Origin of the sequence: Bradyrhizobium sp. 141, from assembly GCF_023074055.1 — a bacterium.
GTDB lineage: Bacteria > Pseudomonadota > Alphaproteobacteria > Rhizobiales > Xanthobacteraceae > Bradyrhizobium.
Window position 1 is genome coordinate 67,080 of sequence record NZ_JADPKR010000053.1, and the last position, 25,063, is coordinate 92,142.

At 65.8% G+C, this 25,063-nt stretch carries 19 protein-coding genes; 4 read left to right on the forward strand and 15 right to left on the reverse strand.

The genetic code is table 11. The features are described 5' to 3' along the window. Nucleotides 1–8: 8 nt before the first annotated feature. The 7 genes from IVA81_RS14825 to IVA81_RS14855 all read right to left on the reverse strand — a co-directional run bounded on the left by IVA81_RS14825 (nt 9) and on the right by IVA81_RS14855 (nt 7,690). Nucleotides 9–596 carry a hypothetical protein gene (locus IVA81_RS14825; RefSeq protein ID WP_247319195.1) on the reverse strand — a complete coding sequence of 196 codons (588 nt, stop codon included), beginning with the start codon at nt 594–596 and terminating at the stop codon, nt 9–11. Between the two features lie 80 nt (nt 597–676). After that, the gene (locus IVA81_RS14830) at nt 677–2,077 is read right to left on the reverse strand and encodes a selenium-binding family protein (protein ID WP_247319197.1); all 1,401 of its coding nucleotides are present in this window, start codon (nt 2,075–2,077) and stop codon (nt 677–679) included. 404 nt (nt 2,078–2,481) lie between these two features. Further along, nucleotides 2,482–3,423, reverse strand: a complete 942-nt coding sequence (locus IVA81_RS14835; protein WP_247319206.1) for a dihydrodipicolinate synthase family protein — start codon at nt 3,421–3,423, stop codon at nt 2,482–2,484. Between the two features lie 127 nt (nt 3,424–3,550). Then, nucleotides 3,551–5,632, reverse strand: coding sequence for a methyl-accepting chemotaxis protein (locus IVA81_RS14840; RefSeq protein WP_247319208.1), 2,082 nt, complete (start codon nt 5,630–5,632; stop codon nt 3,551–3,553). Nucleotides 5,633–5,753: 121 nt separating this feature from the next. Continuing rightward, entirely contained in the window at nt 5,754–6,524 is a 771-nt protein-coding gene (locus IVA81_RS14845; RefSeq protein ID WP_247319210.1) for an enoyl-CoA hydratase, read from the reverse strand. Nucleotides 6,525–6,536: 12 nt separating this feature from the next. Then, the gene (locus tag IVA81_RS14850) at nt 6,537–6,986 is read right to left on the reverse strand and encodes a MarR family winged helix-turn-helix transcriptional regulator (RefSeq protein WP_247319212.1); all 450 of its coding nucleotides are present in this window, start codon (nt 6,984–6,986) and stop codon (nt 6,537–6,539) included. A gap of 44 nt (nt 6,987–7,030) precedes the next feature. After that, nucleotides 7,031–7,690: a TetR/AcrR family transcriptional regulator gene (locus IVA81_RS14855; RefSeq protein ID WP_247319214.1), complete on the reverse strand. Its 660-nt coding sequence runs from the start codon at nt 7,688–7,690 to the stop codon at nt 7,031–7,033. Between the two features lie 90 nt (nt 7,691–7,780). On the opposite strand from IVA81_RS14855, the gene IVA81_RS14860 reads away from it, so the two are divergent. Together IVA81_RS14860 and IVA81_RS14865 are read left to right on the forward strand one after the other, a co-directional pair. Further along, a complete protein-coding gene (locus IVA81_RS14860) occupies nt 7,781–9,043 on the forward strand; it encodes an HlyD family secretion protein (RefSeq protein WP_247319217.1) in 1,263 nt (420 codons plus the stop codon). Continuing rightward, nucleotides 8,985–10,607, forward strand: coding sequence for an MDR family MFS transporter (locus IVA81_RS14865; RefSeq protein ID WP_247319232.1), 1,623 nt, complete (start codon nt 8,985–8,987; stop codon nt 10,605–10,607). The genes IVA81_RS14860 and IVA81_RS14865 overlap by 59 nt, the downstream gene beginning before the upstream one ends. A gap of 71 nt (nt 10,608–10,678) precedes the next feature. Here the strand turns inward: IVA81_RS14865 and IVA81_RS14870 are convergent, their stop codons facing one another. The 8 genes from IVA81_RS14870 to IVA81_RS14905 all read right to left on the reverse strand — a co-directional run bounded on the left by IVA81_RS14870 (nt 10,679) and on the right by IVA81_RS14905 (nt 22,499). Further along, nucleotides 10,679–12,340, reverse strand: a complete 1,662-nt coding sequence (locus tag IVA81_RS14870) for a tannase/feruloyl esterase family alpha/beta hydrolase (protein ID WP_247319235.1) — start codon at nt 12,338–12,340, stop codon at nt 10,679–10,681. Nucleotides 12,341–12,426: 86 nt separating this feature from the next. Beyond that, entirely contained in the window at nt 12,427–13,881 is a 1,455-nt protein-coding gene (locus IVA81_RS14875; protein WP_247319237.1) for a GntP family permease, read from the reverse strand. A 3-nt stretch (nt 13,882–13,884) separates the two neighbouring features. Beyond that, nucleotides 13,885–14,904, reverse strand: coding sequence for a patatin-like phospholipase family protein (locus IVA81_RS14880; RefSeq protein ID WP_247319242.1), 1,020 nt, complete (start codon nt 14,902–14,904; stop codon nt 13,885–13,887). Between the two features lie 172 nt (nt 14,905–15,076). Further along, nucleotides 15,077–16,321: a phosphoglycerate dehydrogenase gene (gene serA / locus IVA81_RS14885; RefSeq protein ID WP_247319243.1), complete on the reverse strand. Its 1,245-nt coding sequence runs from the start codon at nt 16,319–16,321 to the stop codon at nt 15,077–15,079. Between the two features lie 268 nt (nt 16,322–16,589). Continuing rightward, nucleotides 16,590–17,822, reverse strand: coding sequence for a rhodanese-like domain-containing protein (locus IVA81_RS14890; RefSeq protein ID WP_247319246.1), 1,233 nt, complete (start codon nt 17,820–17,822; stop codon nt 16,590–16,592). 72 nt (nt 17,823–17,894) lie between these two features. Then, nucleotides 17,895–19,073, reverse strand: a complete 1,179-nt coding sequence (locus IVA81_RS14895) for a PepSY-associated TM helix domain-containing protein (RefSeq protein WP_247319250.1) — start codon at nt 19,071–19,073, stop codon at nt 17,895–17,897. Nucleotides 19,074–19,075: 2 nt separating this feature from the next. Then, a complete protein-coding gene (locus tag IVA81_RS14900; protein WP_247319253.1) occupies nt 19,076–21,403 on the reverse strand; it encodes a TonB-dependent siderophore receptor in 2,328 nt (775 codons plus the stop codon). 211 nt (nt 21,404–21,614) lie between these two features. Then, the gene (locus IVA81_RS14905) at nt 21,615–22,499 is read right to left on the reverse strand and encodes a dihydrodipicolinate synthase family protein (protein ID WP_247319256.1); all 885 of its coding nucleotides are present in this window, start codon (nt 22,497–22,499) and stop codon (nt 21,615–21,617) included. A gap of 178 nt (nt 22,500–22,677) precedes the next feature. On the opposite strand from IVA81_RS14905, the gene IVA81_RS14910 reads away from it, so the two are divergent. Beyond that, nucleotides 22,678–24,090 (forward strand): FAD-binding oxidoreductase, encoded by a 1,413-nt coding sequence (locus IVA81_RS14910; protein WP_247319259.1) that lies wholly within the window; start codon nt 22,678–22,680, stop codon nt 24,088–24,090. Nucleotides 24,091–24,099: 9 nt separating this feature from the next. Then, complete coding sequence (locus IVA81_RS14915; RefSeq protein ID WP_247319262.1) at nt 24,100–24,765, forward strand: GntR family transcriptional regulator; 666 nt, start codon at nt 24,100–24,102, stop codon at nt 24,763–24,765. The last annotated feature ends 298 nt before the right edge of the window (nt 24,766–25,063 follow it).

The following is a 25,063-nucleotide window of genomic DNA, read 5'->3' on the forward strand; positions in this document are numbered from 1 at the left end:
CTTCACTGTCAGCTAGCAAGATTGAAGGCGAGCGCCACCGCGCCGACCAGAACGAGACTGATCGCCCAGACCGCATCCAGATTGAACCAGCTTCGCGAGACGAACCTCAATCCCAGATAGCGATAGACCAGCCACGCCAGACATCCGCCGGCGCTGACCATGGCGATCACGTGCACCAGGGACACCAGCACCGCCATCCCGAGACTTGCCTTCATCAGCGCGCCCACCGCCTCGTGGCCGGCATCGAGCTCGAAGGCCTGACAGAGCCCGAGGTAGATCGGCACCAGCATCAAGGCGGCGCCGTGAGCAACGGCGACGGCGAACGACCAGAGCACCAATTGCGTCGGCGGAATTCGTGCCAGCGCGCGGGGATGGCGCCGCGCGATCAACCGATAGACGCCGAAGCCGATGACGAGAAGGCTCGCACCGATCTGGATTGGGCGTTGCCACTCGGCGAGCACGAGCAGGAACGCGAATGGCAGCAGCACGAGAAGTGTTGCCAGGAAATGCCCGGCCGACAGAGCCCACAACGCGCGGAAGAGCGCACGTGGGCTCTTGTCCATGAGCCCGGCCGAAACGGCGAGCGGCCATCCCATCCCCGGATTGACCCCGTGGTAGAGACCGCTCGCAAGCAGAGCGAGCCAGAGCCAAAGCGCCGGGCTCGCGTGCCCCCAATCTAGACCGACGGGTAGCAAAAAGAGTCCGTCGAACAATCGCCGCCCTCGAGCCTGATCTGGTGCGCACGATATCCGTCGGGGAAGCTCACGAAATAATCCTTGTCGAGCTCGAGACCGCCGTCGCGACCGACATTGGCCATGACCTCCACGCCCGGAACCCCTTCGGGATAGAACTGGTCGTCCCAGGTGGAATAGAGCGAATTGGTCCAGTACACGCGCCGGCCATCGCGGCTGATCTCGACCATCTGCGGACCGGCCGCAAAGGCCTTGCCATTCGGATGCGCCGTACGGCGTGCGATGCCGCCGATGTGAACCGAGCCGGCAAGCTTCGGCTTGCGCGGATCACTGACGTCGTACTGGCGCATTTCACCCGTGCCCCAGCACGAGACGTAGAGAAACCGGTCATCCATCGACAGGTCGATGTCGGTCACCAGCGGCGGCACGGCACCAAAGCCCTGCAGCAGCGGCGGCAGCTTCTCCTTTGGCGCGGGCTCAGGCGGGATCGTCGCCGTCTTCTCCGCATGGAATTTCCCGCCTTCGCGCCACCACGTCCAGATCGATGCTTCGAGGTTGGTGGTGTCGACCACAACGCCTACGAAGCCGTACTCGCGAACCGGATCGTGCGCGGGCCGCACTTCCAGCGCCATCTGATGATTGGCGCCGAGGTCGATGGTTTGCACGTTGCGCCGAGCGCGGAGATCCCAGAAGTGGAGGCAATGGCCATATTTGTTCGACAGCAGATCCTCCGGGACGATCCCGTTCTCGAACTGCGGCGGCAACGCCCATTCGCTCGTCACCATGTAGTCGCGCGGCAGGTTCCACCAGAAATCGTAGTGCCGCGTCTGCGGACCGCGGTCGATCTCCCATCGTCCAAGGACCTCGAACGTCTCGCAATCCATGATGAAGACGCCCGGCGGCCCGTTGGTGCCGTCCTCACCGCCGCCGCCCAGCGTGCTGACATAAATGCCGTCCGGCCCGCAATGGATCGTGTGCGGCCGCGAGTAGCCGGTCTTCTTGAAGACTTCCTCGGGCTCGATGATCTTGTGGATCTTGGCTTGGGTCGGATCCGGCTTGGTATCGATGATGTAGATCCGCGACGAGCGCAGCCCGGGGATGATGAGATAGCGCCGCTCGATGAAGGCGTGTCCGGCGAGCGGCGACAAGGCGGAGGAGCAGGCATTCCAGCCGAAGTGATGAAACTCGTCGCCCTTGTTGGGCATCGTCACGGTGTGGACGATCTGGCTATAGGTCGGCGATCCCGGCTTGACGTCGATGACCGCGAGAGCATCCGGCTTTGAAAAATCCGGACTGAGCAGCAACGTGTACGCAAAGTTCTCCGCGGGCGCCTCCATCGCAAGCTTGGGCGATGCGTGGAAGGTGGGATCGGGCCTCATCGTCATGGCACTGCCTCCCTGATCTGTCGGTTTGCGCCAACCTGGCTCGGGATAACGGCATAATGAAGAGGTATTACGCGATGTCTTGGGATTCTCCGCAGGGCCGGTTGGCGAGCGTACAATATGCCATCGCGGAGCTGCGGGAAACGGTTCGGGCCGCGCTAATTCGACGCCTTCGGCCGAAATGCGGATCAGCGCTCCGCTTCACGGAGCTTGTCCGGGACGACGGTTGAGTATATCCGCGCGACTTCCTCCACCCGCAGCCCTCGTAGGGTGGGCAAAGGCGCAGAGCGCCGTGCCCACCGCTCTCCTCGACGGCACACAGGTTGGTGGGCACGCTTCCGCCTTCGCTCTGCGAGCTACGGCGGACAAGTCGCTTTGCCCACCCTACGAGTGCGGAGTGTGTGTCTCTACTTCCCCCACCTCAGCGCCAGCGCGTCGCGCTCCTTGGCGAGTTCCAGCAGGCCCGCCCGCGTTGCCGGATGCAGCGGCTGGAGCGGATGGCGCACCGCGTCCGACTTGATCACGCCGCCGGCCTGCATCATCGCCTTGCAGGCGATCAGGCCGCATTGGCGGTTCTCGTAATTGATCAGCGGCAGCCAGCGCTCGTAAGCTGCCTTCGCCTTCTCGCGATCGCCGGCGAAATAGGGATCGACGATCTGGCGGATGCCGTCGGGATAGCCGCCGCCCGTCATCGCGCCGGTGGCGCCGGCATCGAGATCGGCGAGCAGCGTGATCGCCTCCTCGCCGTCCCAGGGACCCTCGATGTCCTTGCCGCCGGCCTCGATCAGGCTGCGGAGCTTCGAAGCCGCGCCTGCTACCTCGATCTTGAAATAACGGATGTTGGCGAACTCGCGCGCCAGCCGCGCGAGCAGCTCCACCGAGAGCGGCGTGCCGGCCACCGGCGCGTCCTGGATCATAATGGGAATGTTGATCGCGCCCGAGAGCATGCGGAAGAATTCGACGACGCCCTTCTCCGGCACCCGGAAGGTCGCGCCGTGATAGGGCGGCATCACCATGACCATGGCGGCGCCCGCCGCCTCCGCTTGCTGGCTGCGCGCCGCGCAGACTGCCGAGCTGAAATGCGTGGTGGTGACGATCACGGGAACCCGGCCCGCGACATGCTCCAGCACGGCATGCATCACCGTTTCGCGCTCGGCATCGGTGAGCACGAACTGCTCGGAGAAATTGGCGAGGATGCAGATGCCATTCGAGCCGGCGTCGATCATGAAATCGATGCAACGGCGCTGACCTTCGAGGTCGAGCTCGCCGCGCTCGTCGAAGATGGTGGGCGCGACCGGGAACACGCCGCGATAAGGGCGCTGGGCCTTGTGGTGTGGCGTGACCGGCATCGAACTCTCCATCCCTGATGTCTTACGTCTGTCGCTGCATATTTGATGCGGCGCCACAGATGTACCCGCCGCGCGGATCGGCGGCAATGCCGAACGCACGACGTCAGAATGGAAGAATGAGGCGAAACTACGCGGTCTTCACCGCTCCCAAAAAGCCCTCGACCGCGACGCGGAGGCGATCGGCGTCGGCCGACATCTTCTTGACGGAGTCCGACAGCACCGTGCCGGCGTTGCCGGTCTCCTGGTTGAGCCTGGCGACGCTGCCAATGGTGTCGGTGACCTCGCGGGTGCCCTGCGCGGCCTGCTGGAAGTTGCGCGAGATCTCGGTGGTCGCCGCGCGCTGCTGCTCGACCGCAGCGGCAATCGCCGTCATCTTCTCGTCGATGCCGCTGATGGCACCGCCGATCGCGCGGATGGCAGTCACGGCCTGGCCGGTGGCGCCCTGGATCTCCTCGACCTGACGCGAGATCTCTTCCGTCGCTGTCGCCGTCTGGGAGGCGAGGCTCTTGACCTCGCCGGCGACCACGGCGAAGCCGCGGCCGGCCTCGCCCGCGCGCGCGGCTTCGATGGTGGCGTTCAAGGCCAGAAGATTGGTCTGGCCGGCGATGGCGTTGATCATCTTCACGACTTCTCCGATGCGGCTTGCGGTCTGGTCGAGGATCTCGACCGTCACGTTGGTCTGCTCGGCCTGCGACACGGCTTCGCGGGCCTCGCGGGCACTGGACTGCACCTGCGCGGAGATCTCGCCGACGGATGCGGAGAGTTCTTCGGTCGCGGCCGCAATGGTCTCGAGATTGTTGGTGGCCTGCTCGGCGGCGGAGGAGACCGCCGCGGTCTGGCTGCTCGATTGCGAGACCAGCGAGCGCACCCCCGTCGCGGTGGCATCAAGCTCCCGCGTCGAAGCTACAACACTCTGGATGACCGCCTGCACGGTGTCGTCGAAGCTGCGGCATGCGGAATCGACGGAGCCGGAGCGGGCGAGCTGGAGTGCCTGCTGTGATTCGCGTTCCTGGCCCAGCCGTTCCGCAGTCGCCGCACTTTCGCGCAGGCTTTCGAGCGCGGCGGCCATGGTGCCGAACTCGTCGGGATGGCGGGATTGCGGCACCGGCGTCGCGTAGTCGCGCGCGCTGATGCGGGCGATGGCGTCGAGAATGGCGCGAACCGGGCGCATCAGGCGATTGCGCACCACGTACACGCCGGTCAGGGTCACGGCCAACGCGAGCAGGAACGCCAGCGACTGAACGATGAGGTTGGTGAGGGCTTTCGCCTGAACCATCTCCGCACGCGCGATCGACTGGTCGAGGGCCGTGTTGGCGACAGCGACGATGGGCGCGAAAGGCGACTGGCACAGCGCGTTCCATTCCGCGGGGGGCATCGCCGGACGGCCGCTGCCGTCGAAATTCTTGGTGAGATCGCCGATCTGCTTGAGGACGCCGTCGGTCTTGGCGCGCGCTTCCTTCGCCGCGTTGACGAGGTTCGCCGTCACGTCAGGCGCAGCCAGCAGTTCTTCCATGCCGGTCCAGCCGGCGGTAACGATGCCGTTCCAGCCGGCCACGGTCTGCTTCTGGGTTTCGTCGAGCGGCTTGGAGGTGTTGACGTTCGGGCGCAGGGTCGAGCATTGGATGCCGTAACGGTCGCGCACCTGCCAGGCGAGGCGGCGGGTCTGGATCATGCGGGCGATGAAGGGATCGTTGGTCCAGGCGCGGTTCGACACCGCGGTGGACGCCAGATTCGCGGTCTCGATCACCTTGGTGACGCCGTCGTACCAGGGTGCGGTGCGCTCGACCTTGCGCTCGGCGCGCGGCAGCTTGGCCTCGTCGTGGAACAGCTGGAACTTCGGCGCGGCCTCGCTCCAGCGCTGCTTCAGCGTGCTTGCAAGCTCGTCGCGGCGGGCGAATTCGACGGTGGAGAGTGCGGCGACGATGGCGTCAAAGCCGGCCTGCTCCGCCTTCTCGGCAGCACCGAGCTTGGCGCGCGGATCGTCCTCGCCGAGCAGCGCACTCTGGGCATCGCCCCGGTTGTTGCGCAAGGACAGCACGCCATGGAAGATCGCCTTGTCGGCATTCGCAAGCCGTTCGGTCTCCAGACTGTCGCTGTAGCGGCCGAAGGCCCCGACCATCTGGGTCGCCGTAGAGGCCAGCGCGCCGGCGGCCAGCAGCGCCATCAGCGTCAGGAGAAGCGAGCTTACCGATTTCTTAAACATCGTCATGGGTCGGGGGCCTACTCTTCACGAAAGGCCACCTTGCACCGCGACATGCCAAGGTTTGGTTAAGACTTTAATCAAGCACCTGCGGTTGTGTCCGCCGCTGCTCCCGGCAGGCCGCGTCATCTCACGCGACCTTGGTGAAATCGGGCGCGCGGCGCTCGGCAAAGGCCGTGAACGCCTCGCGCGCCTCGGCGGTGCGCAGGCGCTGCGCGAATTGCTCGCCCTCGGCCTGCATCTGCGCAACCAGCGCTTCGCCGTTGCGCATCAGGCGCTTGGTGGCGGTGAGGGCGCCGGCCGGCTGGCGGGCGAGACGCTGCGCGAGCGCGAGCGCCTCGGCATCGAGCTTGTCGAGCGGCACCACACGATTGGCGAGGCCCCATTCCAGCGCCGACGTGGCGGGAACGGTCTCGCCGAGCGCGAACATCTCATAGGCGCGGGCATGGCCGATGCGCGCCGGCATCAACAGGCTGGAGGCGGCTTCCGGCACCAGCGCGAGGCTGACGAAAGGCGTCGACAATTGCGCGTTGTCGGCGAGCACGACGAGATCGCAATGCAGCAGCATCGTGGTGCCGACGCCGACGGCGCGGCCCTGCACCGCGGCGACCAGCGGCCTCGTGCAGCGGGCCAGCGACTGGATGAAGCGCCACACGTTACGGCTGCCTTCCGACTTGCCCGACGCCACAGCGGCGAATTCGCCGACGTCGTTGCCGGCGGTGAACATGTCGCCCTCGCCGCGGATCAAGATCACGCGGGCAGAAGGATCGAACTCGGCGGATTCGATGCTGTCGGCGAGCTTGCCGTACATCGCATCGGTCAGCGCGTTCTTCTTGTCGGGACGCGCCAGCGTGAGGGTGAAAATTCCGCTATTGTTCTCGATCCGGACGTGCTCGGCCATCGGTCTCTCCTTCTAGTCGTCTGAACTTCTTGGAAACTTGTCCTGAATGCTCGTCAGCCAGCGCGCGACGATGTCGATCTCCGCAGCTGTAAATCCGTCCGTCAGCGCCGCATTGACCTCGGCAGCGCCGGCCTTCGCCTGCGCCAACGCGGTTCGTCCCTTCGGCGTCAGCCAGATCCGCCAGCCGCGTCCGTCCTCGCGATCGGCCCGCCGCTCGATCAATTTCGCAGCCTCCGTGCGATCGACGAGGCCGGAAATGCCGGCCGGTCCCATATCGAGCGCCGCGCCCGCCTCGCCCATCAGGACACCGTCCTGCTTGCCGAGGATGAACAACAGCCCAGCCTGCGCCGGCGTCACCTCGCTCTCGGGCCGAGCCGCCATCCAGCGCTGCAGCCGGCGTTGTGCGACGCTCAGCAGGTAGATCAGCCGAGGATGCCGCGCGTCGGCGTCTTTATTTCGCATGCGAAGTATTTAGTCGAGACGACGCACGTTGTCAAATGGCGCCGCTACTTCGATGCTGCACGGCAACCGTCCAGGAACAGGGCCACGCAGGTCTGCACCCTGCGCTCGATCTGCTTGCGTGACGGCAGCGGCATGCCGCCATAGATCGCCGCACGCTGCGGCGCCGATGCGACCATGCCGATCAGCATGCCGGCGGCCTCGTCGACGTCGTCTAGCGCGATGAGCTTCTTCTTCACCGGCACGCGGAGCCAGCGCGCGAGCGCAATGGCGGTGCGCGAGATGCCGTTCTTGTAGAAGTTCGCGGCGAGGTCGGGGAATGCGGCCGATTCCTGCAGCACCATGCGCTGCAAGGCCACGACCTCAGGATCGAGCGCGACATCGGCACAGGCCAGCAGCGCGGCACGCAGGCCGGTTTCGACATCGACCCCGTCGCTGGCCTGGAGATCGACGGCGGAGAGCAGCCGCTCAAGCCTGTCAGCGCACATCGCCTCGAACAGCGCGGCCTTGCCAGGAAACAGGCGATACAGGGTCTTGGTGGAGATGCCGGCGCGGCGCGCCAGCTCTTCGGTGCTGGTCGCGGCATAGCCGTCGCCGGCAAAGGCGTGGCGCGCGGCGTCGAAGACGATCCGTTTCGTCTCCTCGTCGCTGCGCACCGGCGGCCGGCCGCGGGGGCGGCTTTCATTCGAAGGTTTTGCCTGAGCCATGTTTTTAAATGATGCCTGTCATTCCATTGACACTCCCGAAGCTAGTCCTATTTTGGAAATCGTCAAGTTTCCTAATTCAGGGAGCCGGCCATGACCGTGCACACCGACCCGTCAAAGACCGAAGCCATCGTGGTTCCAACCGTTCCGCCACAAGGCGTCCTCCCTGCGGCACCGCCGCCGGCGCGCACAAGAAAGCTGAACCTTCGCAAGCTGTTGCTGGCAGGCGTGGCGGCCGCCGCGCTGGCCGGCGCAAGCTGGTACGGCTACGACTACTGGACCGTCGGGCGCTTCCTCGTCTCCACCGATGACGCCTATGTGAAGGCCGACAACACCACGATCGCGCCGAAGGTCAGCGGCTATCTCGACCGCGTCATGGTCGGCGATAACGAGCATGTGAAGGCCGGCCAGATCTTGGCGCGGATCGATGACCGCGACTTCAAGGTCGCGCTCGACCAGGCCAAGGCCGACGTCGCCGCGGCGAACGCGACGGTGACGAGCAAGCAGGCGCAGCTCGAGGTTCAGGAAGCCGTGATCGCCGCAGCGCGAGCGACGGTCGACGTCGACAATGCCGCAAAAGTTTTCGCCAGGCAGGAGAACAAGCGCTACACCGATCTCGCGGCGACCGGCTATGGCAGCGTGCAGAACGCGCAGCAGGCCCAGGCGCGCGACGCCGGCGCCGACGCCGCGATCCAGCGCGACACCGCCAATCTCGCCTCGGCGCTCAAGCAGGTCGAGCTGCTGAAGGCCGAGATCCTGCAAGCCGAGGCCGCCGCCGCCCGCGCCGCCGCGCTCCAGCGTCAGGCCGAGCTCAATCTCGGCTACACCACGATCGTCTCGCCGATCGACGGCGTGGTCGGCAACCGCTCCTTGCGCGTCGGCCAGTACGTGCAGGCGGGCACGCAATTGATGTCGATCGTGCCGACCGAGGGCGCCTATGTCGTCGCCAACTTCAAGGAGACGCAGCTCACCAACGTCCGCGCCGGGCAAAAGGTCGAGATCGAGGTCGACACCTTCCCGGGCCAACTGGTTCGCGGCCACGTCGATTCCATCGCGCCGGCCAGCGGCCAGGAGTTCGCCCTGCTGCCGCCGGACAACGCCACCGGCAACTTCACCAAGATCGTGCAGCGCATCCCCGTGAAGATCGCGCTGGATGCCGAGACCGCGCCTGCGATCGCGCTGCGGCCCGGCATGTCCGTGATCCCGACGATCGCCACCCGTTCAGCGCCGGCCGCGCAAGCGGCGACGATGCCCCAAGCAACGTCAAAGGCAAAGCTCGTTTCCGGAGGATCGTGCCATGTCAAACAGCCTCTCAATCCCGACGCCAGCTCCCGCAACGCCGGCCGCGACGCCTGAGCGCGCCGCAGCCGACCCCAATCGCGCCAGCGCCACGGTCTGGATCGCCGTGTTCGCCGCGATGATCGGCGCGTTCATGGCGATCCTGAACATCCAGATCACCAACGCCTCGCTGCTCAACATCGAGGGCGGCATCGGCACCGGTGCCGACAACGGGTCCTGGATCTCGACCTCGTACCTGATCGGCGAGATCATCGTGATCCCGCTGACCGATTATCTGTCGCGGGTGCTCTCGTTCCGCAACGTCATGCTGAGCTTCGCGACGCTGTTTGCGGCCTTCTCGGTCGCCTGTGCCTTCACGCACGATCTGCCCTCGATGATCGCGATGCGCGGCTTCCAGGGTTTCTTCGGCGGCGTCTTGATTCCGATGGCCTTCACGCTGGTCTTCACGAAGCTGCCGAAGGGCCAGCAGCCGATCGGCCTTGCGATGTTCTCGCTCGCGGTGACCTTTGCGCCCGCGATCGGTCCGACCATCGGCGGCTATCTCACCGAGAATTACGGCTGGCAGACCATCTTCTTCGTCAACGTGCTGCCGACCGCGGTCATGGTGGCGATCCTGTTCCTCACCCTGGAGCGCGCGCCGATGAACCTCGGCCTGCTGCGCGAGGGCGACTGGTTCGGCATCGCGACCATGGCGGTCGGCCTCGCCGCGCTCCAGGCCGTGCTCGAGGAGGGCAACAAGGACGACTGGTTCGGCTCGCCCTTCATCGTCCGGCTCGCCATCATCGCGGCCGTCAGCCTGTCGCTGTTCATCTATAACGAGCTCGTGGTCGAGAAGCCGCTGCTGCGCCTGCGCCTGCTGACGCAGTGGAACTTCGGCGTCGGCACCATTGCGGCGGTGTTTCTCGGCTTTGCACTGTTCGGCTCGGTCTATCTGCTGCCCGCCTATCTCGGTCAGTTGCAGGGCTATAATGCCGAGCAAATCGGCAACGTGCTGGCCTGGACCGGCCTGCCCCAGCTCCTGCTGATCCCGCTCGTGCCGAAGCTGATGCAGCGGTTCGATGCCCGCTACATCGCCGCGGTCGGGCTGCTGCTGTTCGCCGCGAGCTCGTTCATGAACATCATGATGTCGCTCGATTATTCCGGCGATCAGTTCTTCGTCCCCAACGTCGTGCGCGCCGTCGGCCAGGCTCTCACTCTGGCGCCGCTCTCCGCGCTCAGCCTCGGCAGCGTCGCGCCGCAGGATGCGCCGGCCGCCTCCGGCATTTCCAACATGATGCGCAATCTCGGCGGCGCCATCGGCACCGCGGTGCTGGCCACCATCGTCACCAAGCGCGAGCAGTTCCACTCCAACATCATCGGCCATTCGGTCACGCTCGGCCGCGAGGAGGTCCGCGCTCGCATCGCGCAGATGACGAACTACTTCATCGCGCACGGCGTGCCCGACCCCAACGCCGCCCGCGAGCAGGCCATCATCGCGCTCGGCAAGACGGTGAAGCGCCAGGCGCTGGTGATGGGTTATTCCGACACATTTGCGGTGATCGGCGTGGTGCTGGTGCTCGCGGCCATTGCGGTGCTACTGACGCGGCGCGTTAAAGCGGCGGGCGGAGGCGGCGCGCATTAGCCTCCTCACCACAACAGGTCGTCATGCCCGGGCTTGTCCCGGGCATGACGATGTGGAGGCTGACGGGTGCCCTACGGCGCGCAGGTAAAGCTTGACGCCTCCGTCACCGCATCCGCCTTGTAATGCGGCCAGGCCGGCCAGCGGCACAGCGGCAGCGCGCGCAGGGTCGCGAACGACGGCGGCTCGACCTTCTGCTCGATAACCTCGAGATCGCCGGGCGGCTTGCCCTTCTCGACCCAGTCGACCAGCACGCTCAGCATGTCGACATTGGCCGGCGCGCCGGAGCCGACATGATCGACGCCGGGCGCGGTGTAGAGCCGCGCGAACTCGGCGGTCTCGGCCTTGCCGAGCTTGCGCTCGACGCTTTCGAAATAGCGGATGCCGGCATAGGGGCTCTGCGCGTAGTCGGCCATGTGCTCGAGCATGATCAGCCGGCCGCCGCGGCCGCGGAAACGGCTGAGATCGGGATCGGTCGAATCCATCAGCTTGGAGACCTCGAGCAGCCGCGCCTTGTGCTCCTCCACCTTGTAGGTGGTAACGTCGAGCTTGGGATCGCGCGCGAACACATATTGAATGCCGCCGGCGCCGTAGATCCAGGCGATGCCGTTGTTGGGTGCAGGTGGCTGCGCCGGCGGCGCGGTGCCGAGCCACCACGCGACCCAGCCGCCGGTCGGGCCGATCGCGGGCGTATCCTCGCCCGACACGCCCCAGCCGGGATAATCGTCGAGCCCATTGGCAAGCGCGAACGGGAATTTGTAGGTCGCATGCAGCGTGTTCACGGCCTTGATTTGCAGATCGGTGAGACACTGATCGCCGCTCTGGCCACCGGCGCAGCGCAGCGTCTCGACCTTGAATGCCGCCTTGCAGGCGACGGGGTCCTGAACCAGCGCATCGTCGGAGCCGTCGGCCTTGTCGCAGGCCGCCCGCACGGCCTCGCCGACGAGCTTCACCTGCGCAGGATTGATCCAGCCCGCGCCCATGGTCGCGAGCCCCGAACGGGTGCCGGCGTGCTGCAGGCCGACCCAGTTGATCACGGGCACGCGGGCGAAGATGCCGTCAAAATCATCCGGGTAACGCTGCGCCATGGTGAGGCCTTCGCGCCCGCCCTCGGACGAGCCCATGAAGTACATCTTTTCCGGCTTCTTGCCGTAGGCGCGCTCCATCAGCCCAACAGCCGCATCGCGCACCTTCTTGTAGGCGCGGTGAGCAAAATTCTCGAAGGCTTCGTCGTTGAGCGCGAACACCTGTGGGGGTTCGCCTTGCCTGGTCTCATGACCGGAATCGGTGCCGTAGGTGACGAAGCCGCGCGCGAGCGGCGACGGCTTGTCGAAGGGATAGGCTGGCGGCAGCGAAAGACCGGTGATCAGCACACCGTTGAAACCGCCGCCGCCATATTGCACCGAGCGGCCGTTCCATTCGACGGGGAGGTTGACCTGGAATCTGATCGGCGGCGCCTTGGGGTCGACCGGGTCGATATGGCCGAGCACTTTGCAGAAGCCGGGATTGGCCGGCGTGATGCGCCCGGCCGGCGTCGGCCCGCGTTCGGCGACGACGAGCTGCGAGGGTGCCTGCAACGTCGCGGAATCGATCTTCACGGCGTCGGTCCCGCCGACCAGGCTCTTGCAGACGGTCTCGGCATCCTCGATCAGCGTCAGCGCCGAGGCGCCGTGTGCGCTCAACGCCGCCACGGTCCCCGCGAGCCATGCACATAGCTTCGCCCTGTTTCGCCTCATCGTTTCCCCCCAATTGTGTTGCGTTCGTACGTTGGCCTGCATTCAATGCAACCTTCGTCCGTCCGTCAATCGCCGCCGCCGGCCTTTCAGAACGATCCCAGCGCATTGCCCAACGCGATCACGGCCACCAGCGCCAGCAGCGACGTCACGATGCCCACCATGACGATGTCGAAATAGCTGTCGCGATGGGTCAGGCCGCAGATCGCGAGCAGGCTGACCACCGCGCCATTGTGCGGCAGGATGTCGAGGGTCCCCGAGCCGATCACCGCCACGCGATGCATCAGCCCAAGGTCGATGCCGATACGCGCGGCAAGTTCGACATAGGTCTGGCCGAGGGCCTCGAGGGCGATGGTGAGGCCTCCCGACGCCGACCCGGTCAGCGCGGCCAGGATGTTGGTCGCGACGGCGAGCGAGACCAGTGGTCCGCCTTCGATCGCGAGGACCCAGTCGCGCACGATCGTGAACGCCGGCAGCGAGGCGACGACGGCGCCGAAACCGACGAGGCTGGCGACGCTGAACGCGGGCAGAACCGACGCATTGGCCCCGGCGTCCATGGTCCGGCGGAGCGCCGGCAGGCGCGCCCAGTTCAGCGCGATGGTCGTGACGATGGCCGCAGCCAGCGCGACCGCGACCGACCACACGCCGGCAACGGCCGCGAGCGACGTGCCGCCGAAGCGCTGCTCGGCGAGGTAGCTGACGTCGAGCCGCGGCAGCACCACCAGTGACATCACGAGATTGACGGTCACGACGACGACCAGCGGCGCCACGGCGCTCAGCACCGGCGAAGCCTGGTCGCTGCGCTGACCATGCTGTAGCTCGGCTGGATCGAATTCGCGCGCAGTCGTCGCGCGCTCGCGCAAAAGCTCGTCGGCGGCGGCCTGCTCGATCGCGCCCTCGGCATCTTCGCCGTAGCCTTCTCCGGCGCGGCGCGCAGCTGCTTCGGCGCGGTGCAGCCACCACAACCCTGTCACGAGCATGATGAGCGAGGCAATGATGCCGAGCCCCGGTGCGGCGAACGGCGTCGTGCCGAAGAACGGCATCGGGATGGCGTTCTGGATCGACGGCGTGCCTGGCAAGGCCGACATCGTGAAGGTCGACGTTCCCAGCACGATCGCAGCCGGGATCAGGCGACGCGGAATCGAAGCGGCGCGAAACAGCGAACGGGCCATGGGAACGATGACGAAGAACGCGACGAACAGGCTGACGCCGCCATAAGTGACCAGCGCGCCGGCGAGCACGACCGCCAGGATCACGCGCCGCTCGCCGAGACGCTCCGCCATGAACCTGGCGACCGACGTCACCGCGCCGCAGTCGTCCATCAACTTGCCGAAGACGGCGCCGAGCAGAAAGATCGGGAAGAACTGCGCCAGGAATGCCGCTGCGTTCACCATGAACACCTGGGTCAGGTTCGCGAGCAGCGGCTCACCGTCGAACAGCGCGGCAACGAGTGCGGCGAGCGGCGCGAGCAGCAGGACGCTCCAGCCGCGGAAGGCGAACAACACGAGCAGACCGAGCCCGACGAGGAGGCCGAGGAGGCCCATGTCTCAGCACTCCGACAGGAGGACGTCGAGATCGGCGGTCGATTGCCGGCCGATGTCGGCACCATGCTCGGCGAGAAACGCGTCTGCGGCCATGCGCCCCTCGGCGCGCAGCATCGAGACGAACTCCCACTCCGCGTTGAGTTTCGAGGAGGCCCCGAACTTCGCCAGCATGTCGCTCTTGATCCGATGGGTCCGCATCTTGGCCCAGCGCGCGCCCTCTCCGCTGCCGGGATCAGCCGCCTGGCGCAGCAGCGCGATCATGCGCAACTCCTTCATCAGCGGCGAGTTGAAGGAGATTTCGTTGAGCCGGTTGAGGATCTCCGCGGCCGTCCGCGGCTCCTCCAGCCGCTCGGTCGGATTAATCTGGACGAGAATGGTGTCGTGCGCGTCGCTTTCGCGGACGAGCGGCGTGATCGTCGGGTTGCCGGCGAAGCCGCCGTCCCAATAGGGCTCGCCGTCGATCTCGATGGCGCGGAACATGGTCGGCAGGCAGGCCGATGCCAGCAGCACGTCAGCCGTGATCTCCGCGTTGCGGAAGATACGGCCGCGCCCGGTGCGGACCCGCGTCGCAGTGATGAACAGCTGGATCGGCGAGCGCGCGAGCCGCTCGAAATCGATGCTCTCGGCCAGCACCGCGCGCAGCGGATTGTAGCCGGTCGGATTGAGATCGTAGGGCGACAGCACACGCGACATCAGGTCGGTGAGGATGTAGGCCGGTGACGTATCGAGGGTCCAGCGCCCCATCAAGCGATCGAGCGGCGAGCGCTGGAGCGGGCTGAAGGCCGCGGCCTTCGAAACACGTCGCCAGTATTGTTCGAGCGCCTCACGCGCGCCCTCGGCGCCGCCGGCCGTCCAGCCATCCGCCAGCACCGCCGCATTCATCGCGCCCGCGGAGGTTCCGGAGATCGCGGCGATGCTGAGCCGGTGTTCCTCCAGCAGGCGATCAAGCACGCCCCAGGAGAAGGCGCCGTGCGAACCGCCGCCCTGAAGCGCGAGATCGATCAGTACCGCGTCCCGTTCCATGGCGGACACTCACGCGACTGAAGTTCAAATTCGACATGATTCTTGACCATGTCGAATTTGGCGACAGTGTGAGAGCAGTTGCGACAAGATGCAACCGGAACGTGGGGCTCTAAATTCTAATTTTGACGCGTTTTCTTTGCGCGAACCGGTATCCATTTCGCTCGAAAACGCTCTAGTGCTCGAATACCAGCCGCGCGCCGATCGTGCCGTCGAGGCCACGTATCTGCTGGAGCAGCGCGTCTGAATCCTGGCCGCCGAGATCGGCATCGAGCACGACGTAACCGAGATCGCCGGCGGTCTCCAGATATTGCGCGGCGATGTTGATGTCGCGCTGGAGGAAGACCTCGTTGAGGCGCCGCAGCATGCCGGGCACGTTGCGATGGACATGACTGAAGCGCGCGCCGGCGGGACGCAGATGCAGCTGCACTTCCGGGAAATTCACCGCGCCCATGGTCGATCCCGTGATGAAATAATCGACCAGCTTGCGCGCGACTTCCCCACCGATGCGCTCCTGCGCCTCTTCGGTGGAGCCGCCGATATGCGGCGTGAGGATGACGTTCTCGAGGCCCTGCACCGGGCTGTTGAAGCGATCCGCGTTCGAAGACGGCTCGACCGGGAACACGTCGATGGCGGCGCCGGCAAGGTGACCGTCGCGCAAGGCGCGCGCGAGCGCATCGAGATCGACCACGGTGCCGCGACTGTTGTTGATCAGGAACGAGCCCGGCTTCATCGCCCGCAGTTCCTTCTCGCCGATCATGCCCGCGGTCTCCGGCGTCTCCGGCACGTGCAGGCTGACGACGTCGCTCTGCGCGAGCAGCTCTTCCAGTCTCTCGACCGGCTCGGTGTTGCCGTGGCGGAGCTTGTCGGTGCGGTCGAAGTAGATCACGCGCATGCCGATCGCCTCGGCCAGCGTCGAGAGCTGGGAGCCGATATTGCCGTAGCCGACAATGCCGAGGGTGCGGCCGCGCACCTCGCGGCTGCCGGTCGCCGATTTGTCCCAGCCGCCCTCATGCGCCGACACCGAACGCGGGAAGATCCGCCGCAGCAGCATCACGATTTCGCCGATCACGAGCTCGGCGACGCTGCGCGTGTTGGAGAACGGCGCGTTGAACACGGGAATGCCGCGCTTGCGCGCCGCCATGAGATCGACCTGGTTGGTGCCGACGCTGAAGCAGCCGACCGCGAGCAGCTGGTCGGCGGCCCCGAGCACCTCGTCGGTGATCTGGGTGCGCGAGCGGATACCGAGCAGCGACACGCCCTTGAGGGCGCGCCGCAGGTCCTCACCGTCCAGCGCCTTGGTCAGCCGCTCGAGATTGGTGAAGCCCGCGCTCCTGAACAGATCCACGGCACTGTCATTGACGCCTTCGAGCAGCAGCGCCTTGGCGCTCCGCTCAGGGCTTTGGCCTGGGGCTGGCATGGTGTCTCCATAGATGGCGGCTTTGCCGCAGCTCTTAGACCGCGGAGGAGGCCAAGCACAATAGGGATCGGATACGGGGAGAAGATGGCGGGTAATAGAGGAGCCCGGCATCCCACCAGCGCTCACAATAGCTGTCCCGTCATCCTGAGGCGCGAGACATGGGACGCAACGCGTCCCATGGGGAGCCTCGAAGGATGAACGGCCCCGATGCAGCCGGGCCGTCGCCCTTCGAGGGTCGCTAAGAAGCGGCCACCTCAGGGTGACGGGATCAAATCACATAAAACCCATGCGTGCCGTCGCGGCGGAGCTGCTCGACCAGCCCATATTCCCAATCGAGATAGGCCTGCATCGCAGCTTGCGCGACGTCGGTGCCTTCATAGGGCCGGCGGTAACGGTGGGCCGGATCGGGCTTGGGCAGCACGCGCGGCGGGCCGATCTCGAGCGCGCCGTCATAGCCTCCCTCCAGCACATAGACCTCCCAACCCATCTGCGCCAGCCACGACGCCGTCATGTCGGCGCGGACGCTCCTGTCGTCGGTCAGGACGATGCGCGCCCCGCGCACCGGCGCGGCCATGTCGGTTTCCTGGACGAGCTGGCCCCCCGGATAATGCCGGAAGCCCGGGAGATGGCCGGCCGCATACTCTTGCGCGTCGCGCACGTCGAAGCGATAGAGCGTGCGGCCAGACTGTGCAACAAGTGCAGCCATCTCGTTCTCGCCGATGTGGCGCACGCCGGCGCGATAGGCGACATCGCGCGCATTAGCCGGACCACCCTCGAACGGCCCGATCGCGCCGCGCCTGTCGGCGCCGTGGTCGAGCGCGTGCCGCGCCAGCGTCCAGCCGATGGTGCCGTTGCGCAGCGCGCGCACCCTGTTGGGCACGCCGGCATTGATCAGCGACTGGGTGCCGATGATGGAGCGGGTGCGGCCGGCACAATTGACGATGATGGTGGTTTCAGGATCCGGCGCGGCCTGCCCTGCCCGCAACACCAGCTCCGCGCCGGGCACGCTGACCGAGCCCGGAATGTTCATGGTCGCGTATTCGTCGAAACGGCGGACGTCGAGGATGGCGATGTTGGCCTTGTTCGCGATCAGCTTGGCCACCTCGTCGGCACTGAGCGACGGCGTGTGCCGCCGCGCTTCGACCAACTCGCCGAACGCCTTCGAATAGGAATTGACGTCCTCGAAGACCTCATAGCCCGCCGCAAGCCAGGCCTTCAGCCCGCCGTCAAGCACGCTGATATTGGTATAGCCGAGCGCGGCAAGACGTTCGGCGCCGGTCGCGACCAACCCCTCACTATTGTCATAGAGCACGATGGCCACGTCCTTGCGCGGCAGCCTCGCCTCGGCCTCGATCGCAATCCGGTCGACAGCCATATTGGCGGCGAACAGCGGATGCCCCGTCGCGAAGCCTGCCTCGTATCTGAGATCGAGCAGCGTGATCTCCTCGCGCAGCAGCAGCGCGCGGCGGATGTCGGCGGGGGTGACGGTGGAGAGCTTCATGGCATGGGACCCTGACAGGGATAAGCCATGGGCTTTTGACCGATTGGAAGCGTGTTGGCTAGCCTTGTCGGCTTACTCGCCCGGAACGAGCCGCGCCAGCGGCTGCGCCGGGCGGCGCAGCTTGCGGCGCGACAGATAGAGCAGGATGCCGGTGACCGCGAACAACGGCATCAGGATCGCAGCGATCATGAACGCGAGCTTGCCGGGCCAACCCAGGATCGCGCCGCGATGGATGTCGTAGATGGCCGCGATGATCGTTTCGCCGAATGTCTTGTCGGCATAGCGCTCCGCGGACACCAACTGCCCGGTGACGGCGTCGATGCGGAATTCGTCGCGCGCGGTCTCGAGCAACGACGCTTTCCCCCACGACCGGATCCGTATCGCCGTGCCCGGACCGGCCGGCAGCGTCAGCAAGGCCTTGGAGAACCGATCGCCCTCTTCGCGCTGGAACGTCGTCCAGGCCCGATCAAATCCGATTGCGACAGGCTCGGCGCGGCCTTCCGGGCGCGGCGGCTTGATCGCCATCTTCGCTGCGGTGACGTGCGGACGCGATAGCAGCCAGGTCACGCCGTCCTTGTACCATTCAAAGGAGAAATACAGCCCGGTGAGCGTCATCGTCAGATAGACCGGCAGGACCCAGGTGCCGATCACGGTGTGCAGCGACCGGTGCAGGGCGCGGCCGCCGAGCCCGAGATTTGGTTTCAGCCACATCTTCACGCTGCCCGCGCGACGCGGCCAGCGCAGCACGAGGCCCGACACCAACATGACGATGAGGCCGAGCGCGATCGTGCCGGTGATCGGGCGTCCCCAGCCCTTGCCGTCGCCGGGGATCAGGAGCCAGCGATGCAGCCTGCGCACGGTCGCGAAGAACGCCTCGCCGCGGGGCGAGCCCAGCACGCGCGCATCATAGGGATCAACATAGAGCGAGGTCGGGCGTCCGCCCTGCTCGTCGCGGCCGAAGCGGACATGAACCGCCGCCGACGGATCGCTCGACAGGGTGACGGCGGCGACCTTGCCGAGATCCTGTGCCGCCTTCAGCCGCGCGACCAGCGCGTCCGGCGTCAGCGCCGGTGCCGGACGCGGCACGACCTGCATGATCTCAGCGTTGAGATGGTCGACGATCTCGTCCTCAAAACTCATGATCGCGCCGGTCAGCGCGATCAGGGACAACAGCAGCGCGAGGACCAGGCCGGCGATGGAATGGACCTGGAACAGGACCGCCTTGATCATGTGTCCCAACCGCGCTGCCATCGCTAGAACTTCACCGTTGCCGACAGCGAGACGCGCCGCGCGTCGCCGATCGCGACATTGAGATTGTTGACGGCGGACGTGTAGTAGACGGTGTCGAACAGGTTCTTGACGTTGAGTTGATAGATGACCGGCAGGGTCTGGTACTTCGTCTCGTAGGTCGCGAAAACATCCGCGACGATATAGGACGGCAATACAAAAGTGTTCAAGGCGTCACCAGGCCGGTCGCCGACATAGCGAGCTCCGCCGCCGAGCCTGAGCTGTCCGGGAAGCGCCGTGCCGAAATCGTAGACCAGATAGAGCGATGCCGTGTTCATCGCGACGTTCTGCAATTGCTTGCCGGCATATGTCGGATCCTGGGTCACACGCGCATCGGTGTAGCCATAGCTGCCGATCATGCTCCAATTGTCGGAGAGCCGACCGGTGACGTCGAGCTCGACGCCGCGCGAGCGCACCTTGCCGGCCGCCGTATAGACGTTCAGGCCGAGCGCGGGACTGAACTGACTGACCAGCACGTTCTGCTTCTCGATGTCGTAGACCGCGAGCGTGCCTGAGAGACGCTTGTTGAGATCGAATTTGAGACCGGTCTCGTACTGCGTGCCCTCCTCCGGCGCGATGTTCGAACCCAGCACGAAGCCACCGCTGTTGGTCAACGGCGCAATCGTCGAGTTCGGCTTCAGCGACTGGGTGTAGCTCGCATAGAGCGAAAGCTGATCCGTGAGCTTGAGAATTGCGCCGCCGAGCGGCAATACCTTGTCCGCGGAGACGTTGGTATTGACTATGAAGGGCTTCCCGCGTCCGGCCAATTGGTCGTAGTCCATGTAGCGCACGCCGCCGACCAACGCCAACCGTTCGGTCAGATGCAGCGTGTCCTGGAAGAACAGCGACCACTGGCCGAGCTTGTCAGTCTGGGCGCTATCGGTGGGGGAAACGGTCGTGCCCGGCCCGATCAGGCCGTAGACGGGGTTGTAAAAATTGAAGGAGGGAGTGGTCTGCCGGATCAGACTGTCGCGATAGATGGTGCGATACTGGCCGTCGCCGCCAAATACCACATCGTTACGCATGTTGCCGAGCCAGAACCCGCCCGAAATGTAGGACGTCCCATAACTCGAATTGCTGAGCGAGCCCCGCGTGCCGTCATTGCTGCGCGTCTCGACGCCGGTCGTGGCATTGACGCCCGTGATACGGAGCTGGTTCGCGCTGAAAGTCTCGGTGTTGTAGCTGTAGCCCGCAAAGAGCTTCCAGTCCTGGTTAAGTCGATGCTCGACCGAGGCCTGGATCAGGTCCGACGTGCCCCACGTGTTGTTGAAGGGCTCGTCAAGCCGGCGCGTCTTCGGGATCGCCAGCGGAGCGCCGTTGACGAACGCCGTGCCGCGGTCGAACGGGTAGATAAACTCACGGTGCTCGTAGTTGAGCTGCATCGTGGTGTCCTGACCGTACCAGGCCAGCGACGGCGCCACCAGCATCTCGCGGTGACGGCCGAAATTGCGCCAATAGTCCTCGCTGACGCCGTAGCCGATGAAGCGATAGGCAAGGCCCTGGTCGCCGATCGGACCGGTGACGTCGAGCAGGCCATCGGCGCCGGTCTTGGAAGCATTGAATGCCGAGCCGAGCAGCGTGACCGAGCCATGCTGATAGAGCTCCGGACGTTTGCTGATGGTGTTGACGATGCCGCCTGGATCCATGATGCCGTAGAGCAGTGAGGCCGGCCCCTTCAACACCTCGACGCTTTCGACCGCGGGATTGAAGCTTCGGCCCTGCACCAGCGGCATGCCGTTGCGCATGATCGAACCGTCGCGATTGTCGCCGAAGCCGCGGCGGATGACGGCGTCCTGGCTGCCCGCGAGCGTGTTGGTCTGGGTGACGCCGGAGACGTTGATGAGCGCATCATCGATGTTGCGCGGGAGCTGGTCCTTCAACACCTGCTCGGGCACGACGTTGACGGCCTGGGATGTGTCGAGCGGGGACGCGCCGCTGCGCAGCGTGGTCGCGCTCGGCATCGCGCGGTAACCGAGCTTTGCGGCCTGCTGCGCGGCGGCTTCCGCGGCCGCGCGCTCCGAAAGCGTCGGCGCTGCAGGTGCGGTATCGCGATTGCGCTGGCGCGCGGCGGTCTGCGCGCGGCGTGAAGACGGCTCCGATGGGCGCGCCGTTTTCGGCCGTTGTGCCGGCGCCTCCACCGTCACCGGCGGCAACGCCGATTGCGCCTGCGCGGTCGTCGTGTTGGAGGGAGATTCGGCGAGCAGCACGACTGCTCCGATGAGAAGACCTGCACGGCGCTTGCCGGCACGATGACGATGGCCGCTGGCGCGCTGGCCATCCAGATGAGCACGCACGTTCGATTCACTTCCAAGTCAGACACGGCATTGAAGCTCGCGCGTCTAACAGCCGCGGGAGGTTAAGAGAACCGCAGGCGGACTTGAATCGCTCTAGTGTTGAATCGTTCTAAGAACGGATCGGCATCCAAAGGCAACCTTTAATGCCGCCGCGCCGGATGCAACACGTCGTGCGCGAATCCGCCACGGCGTGTCGCGATTTTGTGCGGCCTCACGCGATGGCAGGAGCCATCAACTCGTCGAGCTTCCGCTTGAACGCGGCGCCGTCGGGCAACGCGCGGAGCGGCGGACGCACGCGCAACCACGCGGGATCGCCGGTCTGCGCCGCCAGGATGGCCTTCAGCGTCGCGGTGAACGATGGCGTCTTCAGCACGATGTCGATCGCAGCCTGCATGCGCGCCTCGATATCCTTGCCCTCGACCATGCCCTTGACCAGCTCGGGAACGACGTTGGCCATGCCGCAGATGGTGCCGGCGCCGCCGGCGGCGATCGCGCGGGCGATGTCGGCTTCGTTGCCGACGGTGATGGCGAGCTCGGGAGCAGCAGTGCGGAAGGCCTGGAACTGCTTGAAGTCGCCGCTGGAGTCCTTCAGGCCGGCGACCTGCTTGCCATAGCGCTTGCGCAAATTGGCAGCGACCCTGGTCGGGATCGCAACGCCCGACATCTGCGGGATGTGATAGAGATAGGCGCGCAGCCGGTCGTCGGCGACGCCGTCGATGATCGCGGCAAAGGCATCCTCGATGCCTTCGCCCGTGACGCTGCGATCGAAGTAAGGCGGCAGCAGCAGCACGTGACGCAGGCCGAGGCCGAGCACGGCGCGCGAGAGATCGATGCTGTCGGTGATGGCGGGAAAGCCGCCGCCGATGCCGATGCGTTCCGGCGCAACGCCGGCCTTGAGCACGGCTTCGATGGTCGCGACGCGCTCAGTGACATTGAAACAGGTGCCCTCGCCGGTGGTGCCGAACAGCACGACGCCGTCGACACCCTTGCCGAAGAGCTGCTTGGCGTGAGCCGCAAGCTTGGCAGAGTCCACGCTGCCGTCGGCCGCCAACGGCGTCGCTGACGCCACCCAGAACCCGCGAATTGCCTCCGTCATCACACCACCCTTTGCTTCGACCCCGAACTAAGCCTCTGATCTCAAACGACCTTCCGAAGCTTAACCGAGCATTGTTTTTGCTTTACTTTCCACCTTGTACCTTACATACAAGAGGCACGCAAACCCTTTCCGACGCCACGGCGCGCATGGGCGCAGCCAGATTTTGAGGAGGTCTCGCATGGACATGGTGACCCCCATCGGGCGCCCCGACCAATTGCTCGGCGCCCTGCGCGACAAGCTCGGCGCAGCGGCCGTGTTGATCGGCACCGACGTGCCGGCGCGCAATTGCAACGACTGGAGCGCGAGCCTGCCGCAGACGCCGCTCGCGGTGATCCGCCCCGTGGATGCGCAAGGTGTCGCCGACGCGATTCTGACCTGCCGGCAGGCGCGCCTGCCGTTCGTGCCGCAGGGCGGACTGACCGGGCTGTGCCGTGGCGCATCGCCCGAAGCAGGCTGGGTCGCGATCTCGCTGGAGCGCATGACCGGCATCGAGGAGATCGACCCCGCCTCGGCGACGATGACGGTGAAGGCGGGTACGCCGCTGGAGACGATCCAGAAGGCCGCCGACGAGGCCGGCTTCTTCTTTCCGCTCGACCTCGGCTCGCGCGGCTCCTGTGCGATCGGCGGCAATCTCTCGACCAATGCCGGCGGCAATCGCGTGATCCGCTACGGCATGACGCGCGAGCTGGTGCTCGGTCTCGAAGTGGTGTTGCCCGACGGCACCGTCATGACCAGCCTCAACAAGCTGATGAAGAACAATGCCGGCTACGATCTGAAGCATCTGTTCATCGGCTCGGAAGGCACGCTCGGCATCATCACCCGTGTGGTGCTGCGGCTGTTCCCGAAGCCGCGCTCGACCATGGCTGCGCTGTGCGCGCTGAAGGACTATGCCGCGGTGATCGCGCTGCTCGACGCGGCGCGCAGCGGGCTCGGTCCGCTGCTGTCGGCATTCGAGGTGATGTGGCCGGACTATTGGGACGTGATCACGACTCGCGCCGGCGTGAAGCCGCCGGTCGCCGCAGGTCACGGCCTCTACGTGCTGGTCGAAGCGCAGGGCACCGACGAAAGCCTGGACGCGCCGCGCTTCCAGGCCTGGCTCGAAGCGCTGATGGAGCGCGGGCTGCTGACTGATGCCGCCGTCGCGCAATCGCTGGCGCAGACGCAAGCCTTCTGGCGCGTGCGCGACATCTGCGCGGAGTTCGCCCAGGTGCTGGGCCCGCACATCTCCTACGACATCGGCCTTGCAGTCCAGCGGATGGACGAGTTCGTCACGCGCTGCAAGGCGGCGCTCGCTGATGGCATCAAGGGCTGCGAGAGCGTATATTACGGCCATATCGGCGACGGCAACTTGCATCTCGTCTCCTGGGTGACCGGCCTTGCCGTCGAACAGCAGCCGAAGGAAGAAATGGACGCGATCATCTACGGTCTCGTCCGCGAACTGGGCGGCAGCGTATCCGCCGAGCACGGCATCGGCACGCTGAAGAAGAAGTGGCTGGGGCATGCCCGGAGCGAGGCCGAGATCGCGCTGATGCGGACGCTGAAGGCGGCGCTCGATCCCGATCACCTGCTCAATCCCGGCAAGGTGATCTGAGAGAAGCACATGCGATCGCTCAAGCTCGATACGCCGAAATCGCTGTCGCAGCGCGTGATGCAGCGGTTGCGGCAGGCGATCATCGACGGCGAGTTCGCGTTAGGGGCCGCCATCTCCGAGGAGATGGTGGCGAATTCCTTCGGCGTCAGCCGCACCCCGGTGCGCGAGGCGATGGGCCAGTTGCAGGCGCAAGGCCTCGTGGTGATCCGCCCGCAGGTCGGCAGTTTCGTGTTCACGCCGAGCGCCGATGACATCAACGCGCTCTGCACCTTCCGCATCGCGCTGGAGCCCAAGGCGGCCGAGCTCGCCTATCGCCACGATCGCGACGGTGCGGTCGCCTCGATGAGCCAGGCGATCGCGGCGATGGAGCCGGCGGTCTCGGCAAAGGACAACATCGCCTATGGTCGCGCCGATGCGGCCTTTCACGAGGCGCTGTTCAGCCATTGCGGCAACCGCTACCTCGCCGAATCCTATCAGCTGGTTTCCGGGCGCGTCGCCGCGCTCCGCACCAATTTGACCTCGCCGATCGACGTCAGGACCCGCACGTCGTTCGACGAGCATCGCAAGCTGCTCGATTTGTTCGCGCGCGGCGAGCTCGCCGCCTTCGAAGCATTGATGACCACGCACGTCACCAATTCGGGCCTGGTCTACGCAAGAGCGCTCAAAGTGGAATGAGCGTGCCTATCGCGCGTCCCTTGATCCCGGCCTGTCCAGAAAATCCAGCGCGGTATTGATCTGTTCGAGCTGGTGCTCGATCTTGTCGCGGTCCTCGACCGACGGCGCCCTTTCGAGCTGTTCCACGAGCTTCTGCTTCCGCAACAGCAAGTTCTCTATGACTGTGCTCACAAGTCCCCCATCGCCCCGAAGCGAGCATCGAGGCAAAAATCCCGTGGCGACACTGGCGCCGGGATTGTCGAGGCGCGCGCGCGAGCGGTGCTCGCGCCGGCGCCTAGGTCAGAATGTTCGCGGCGGC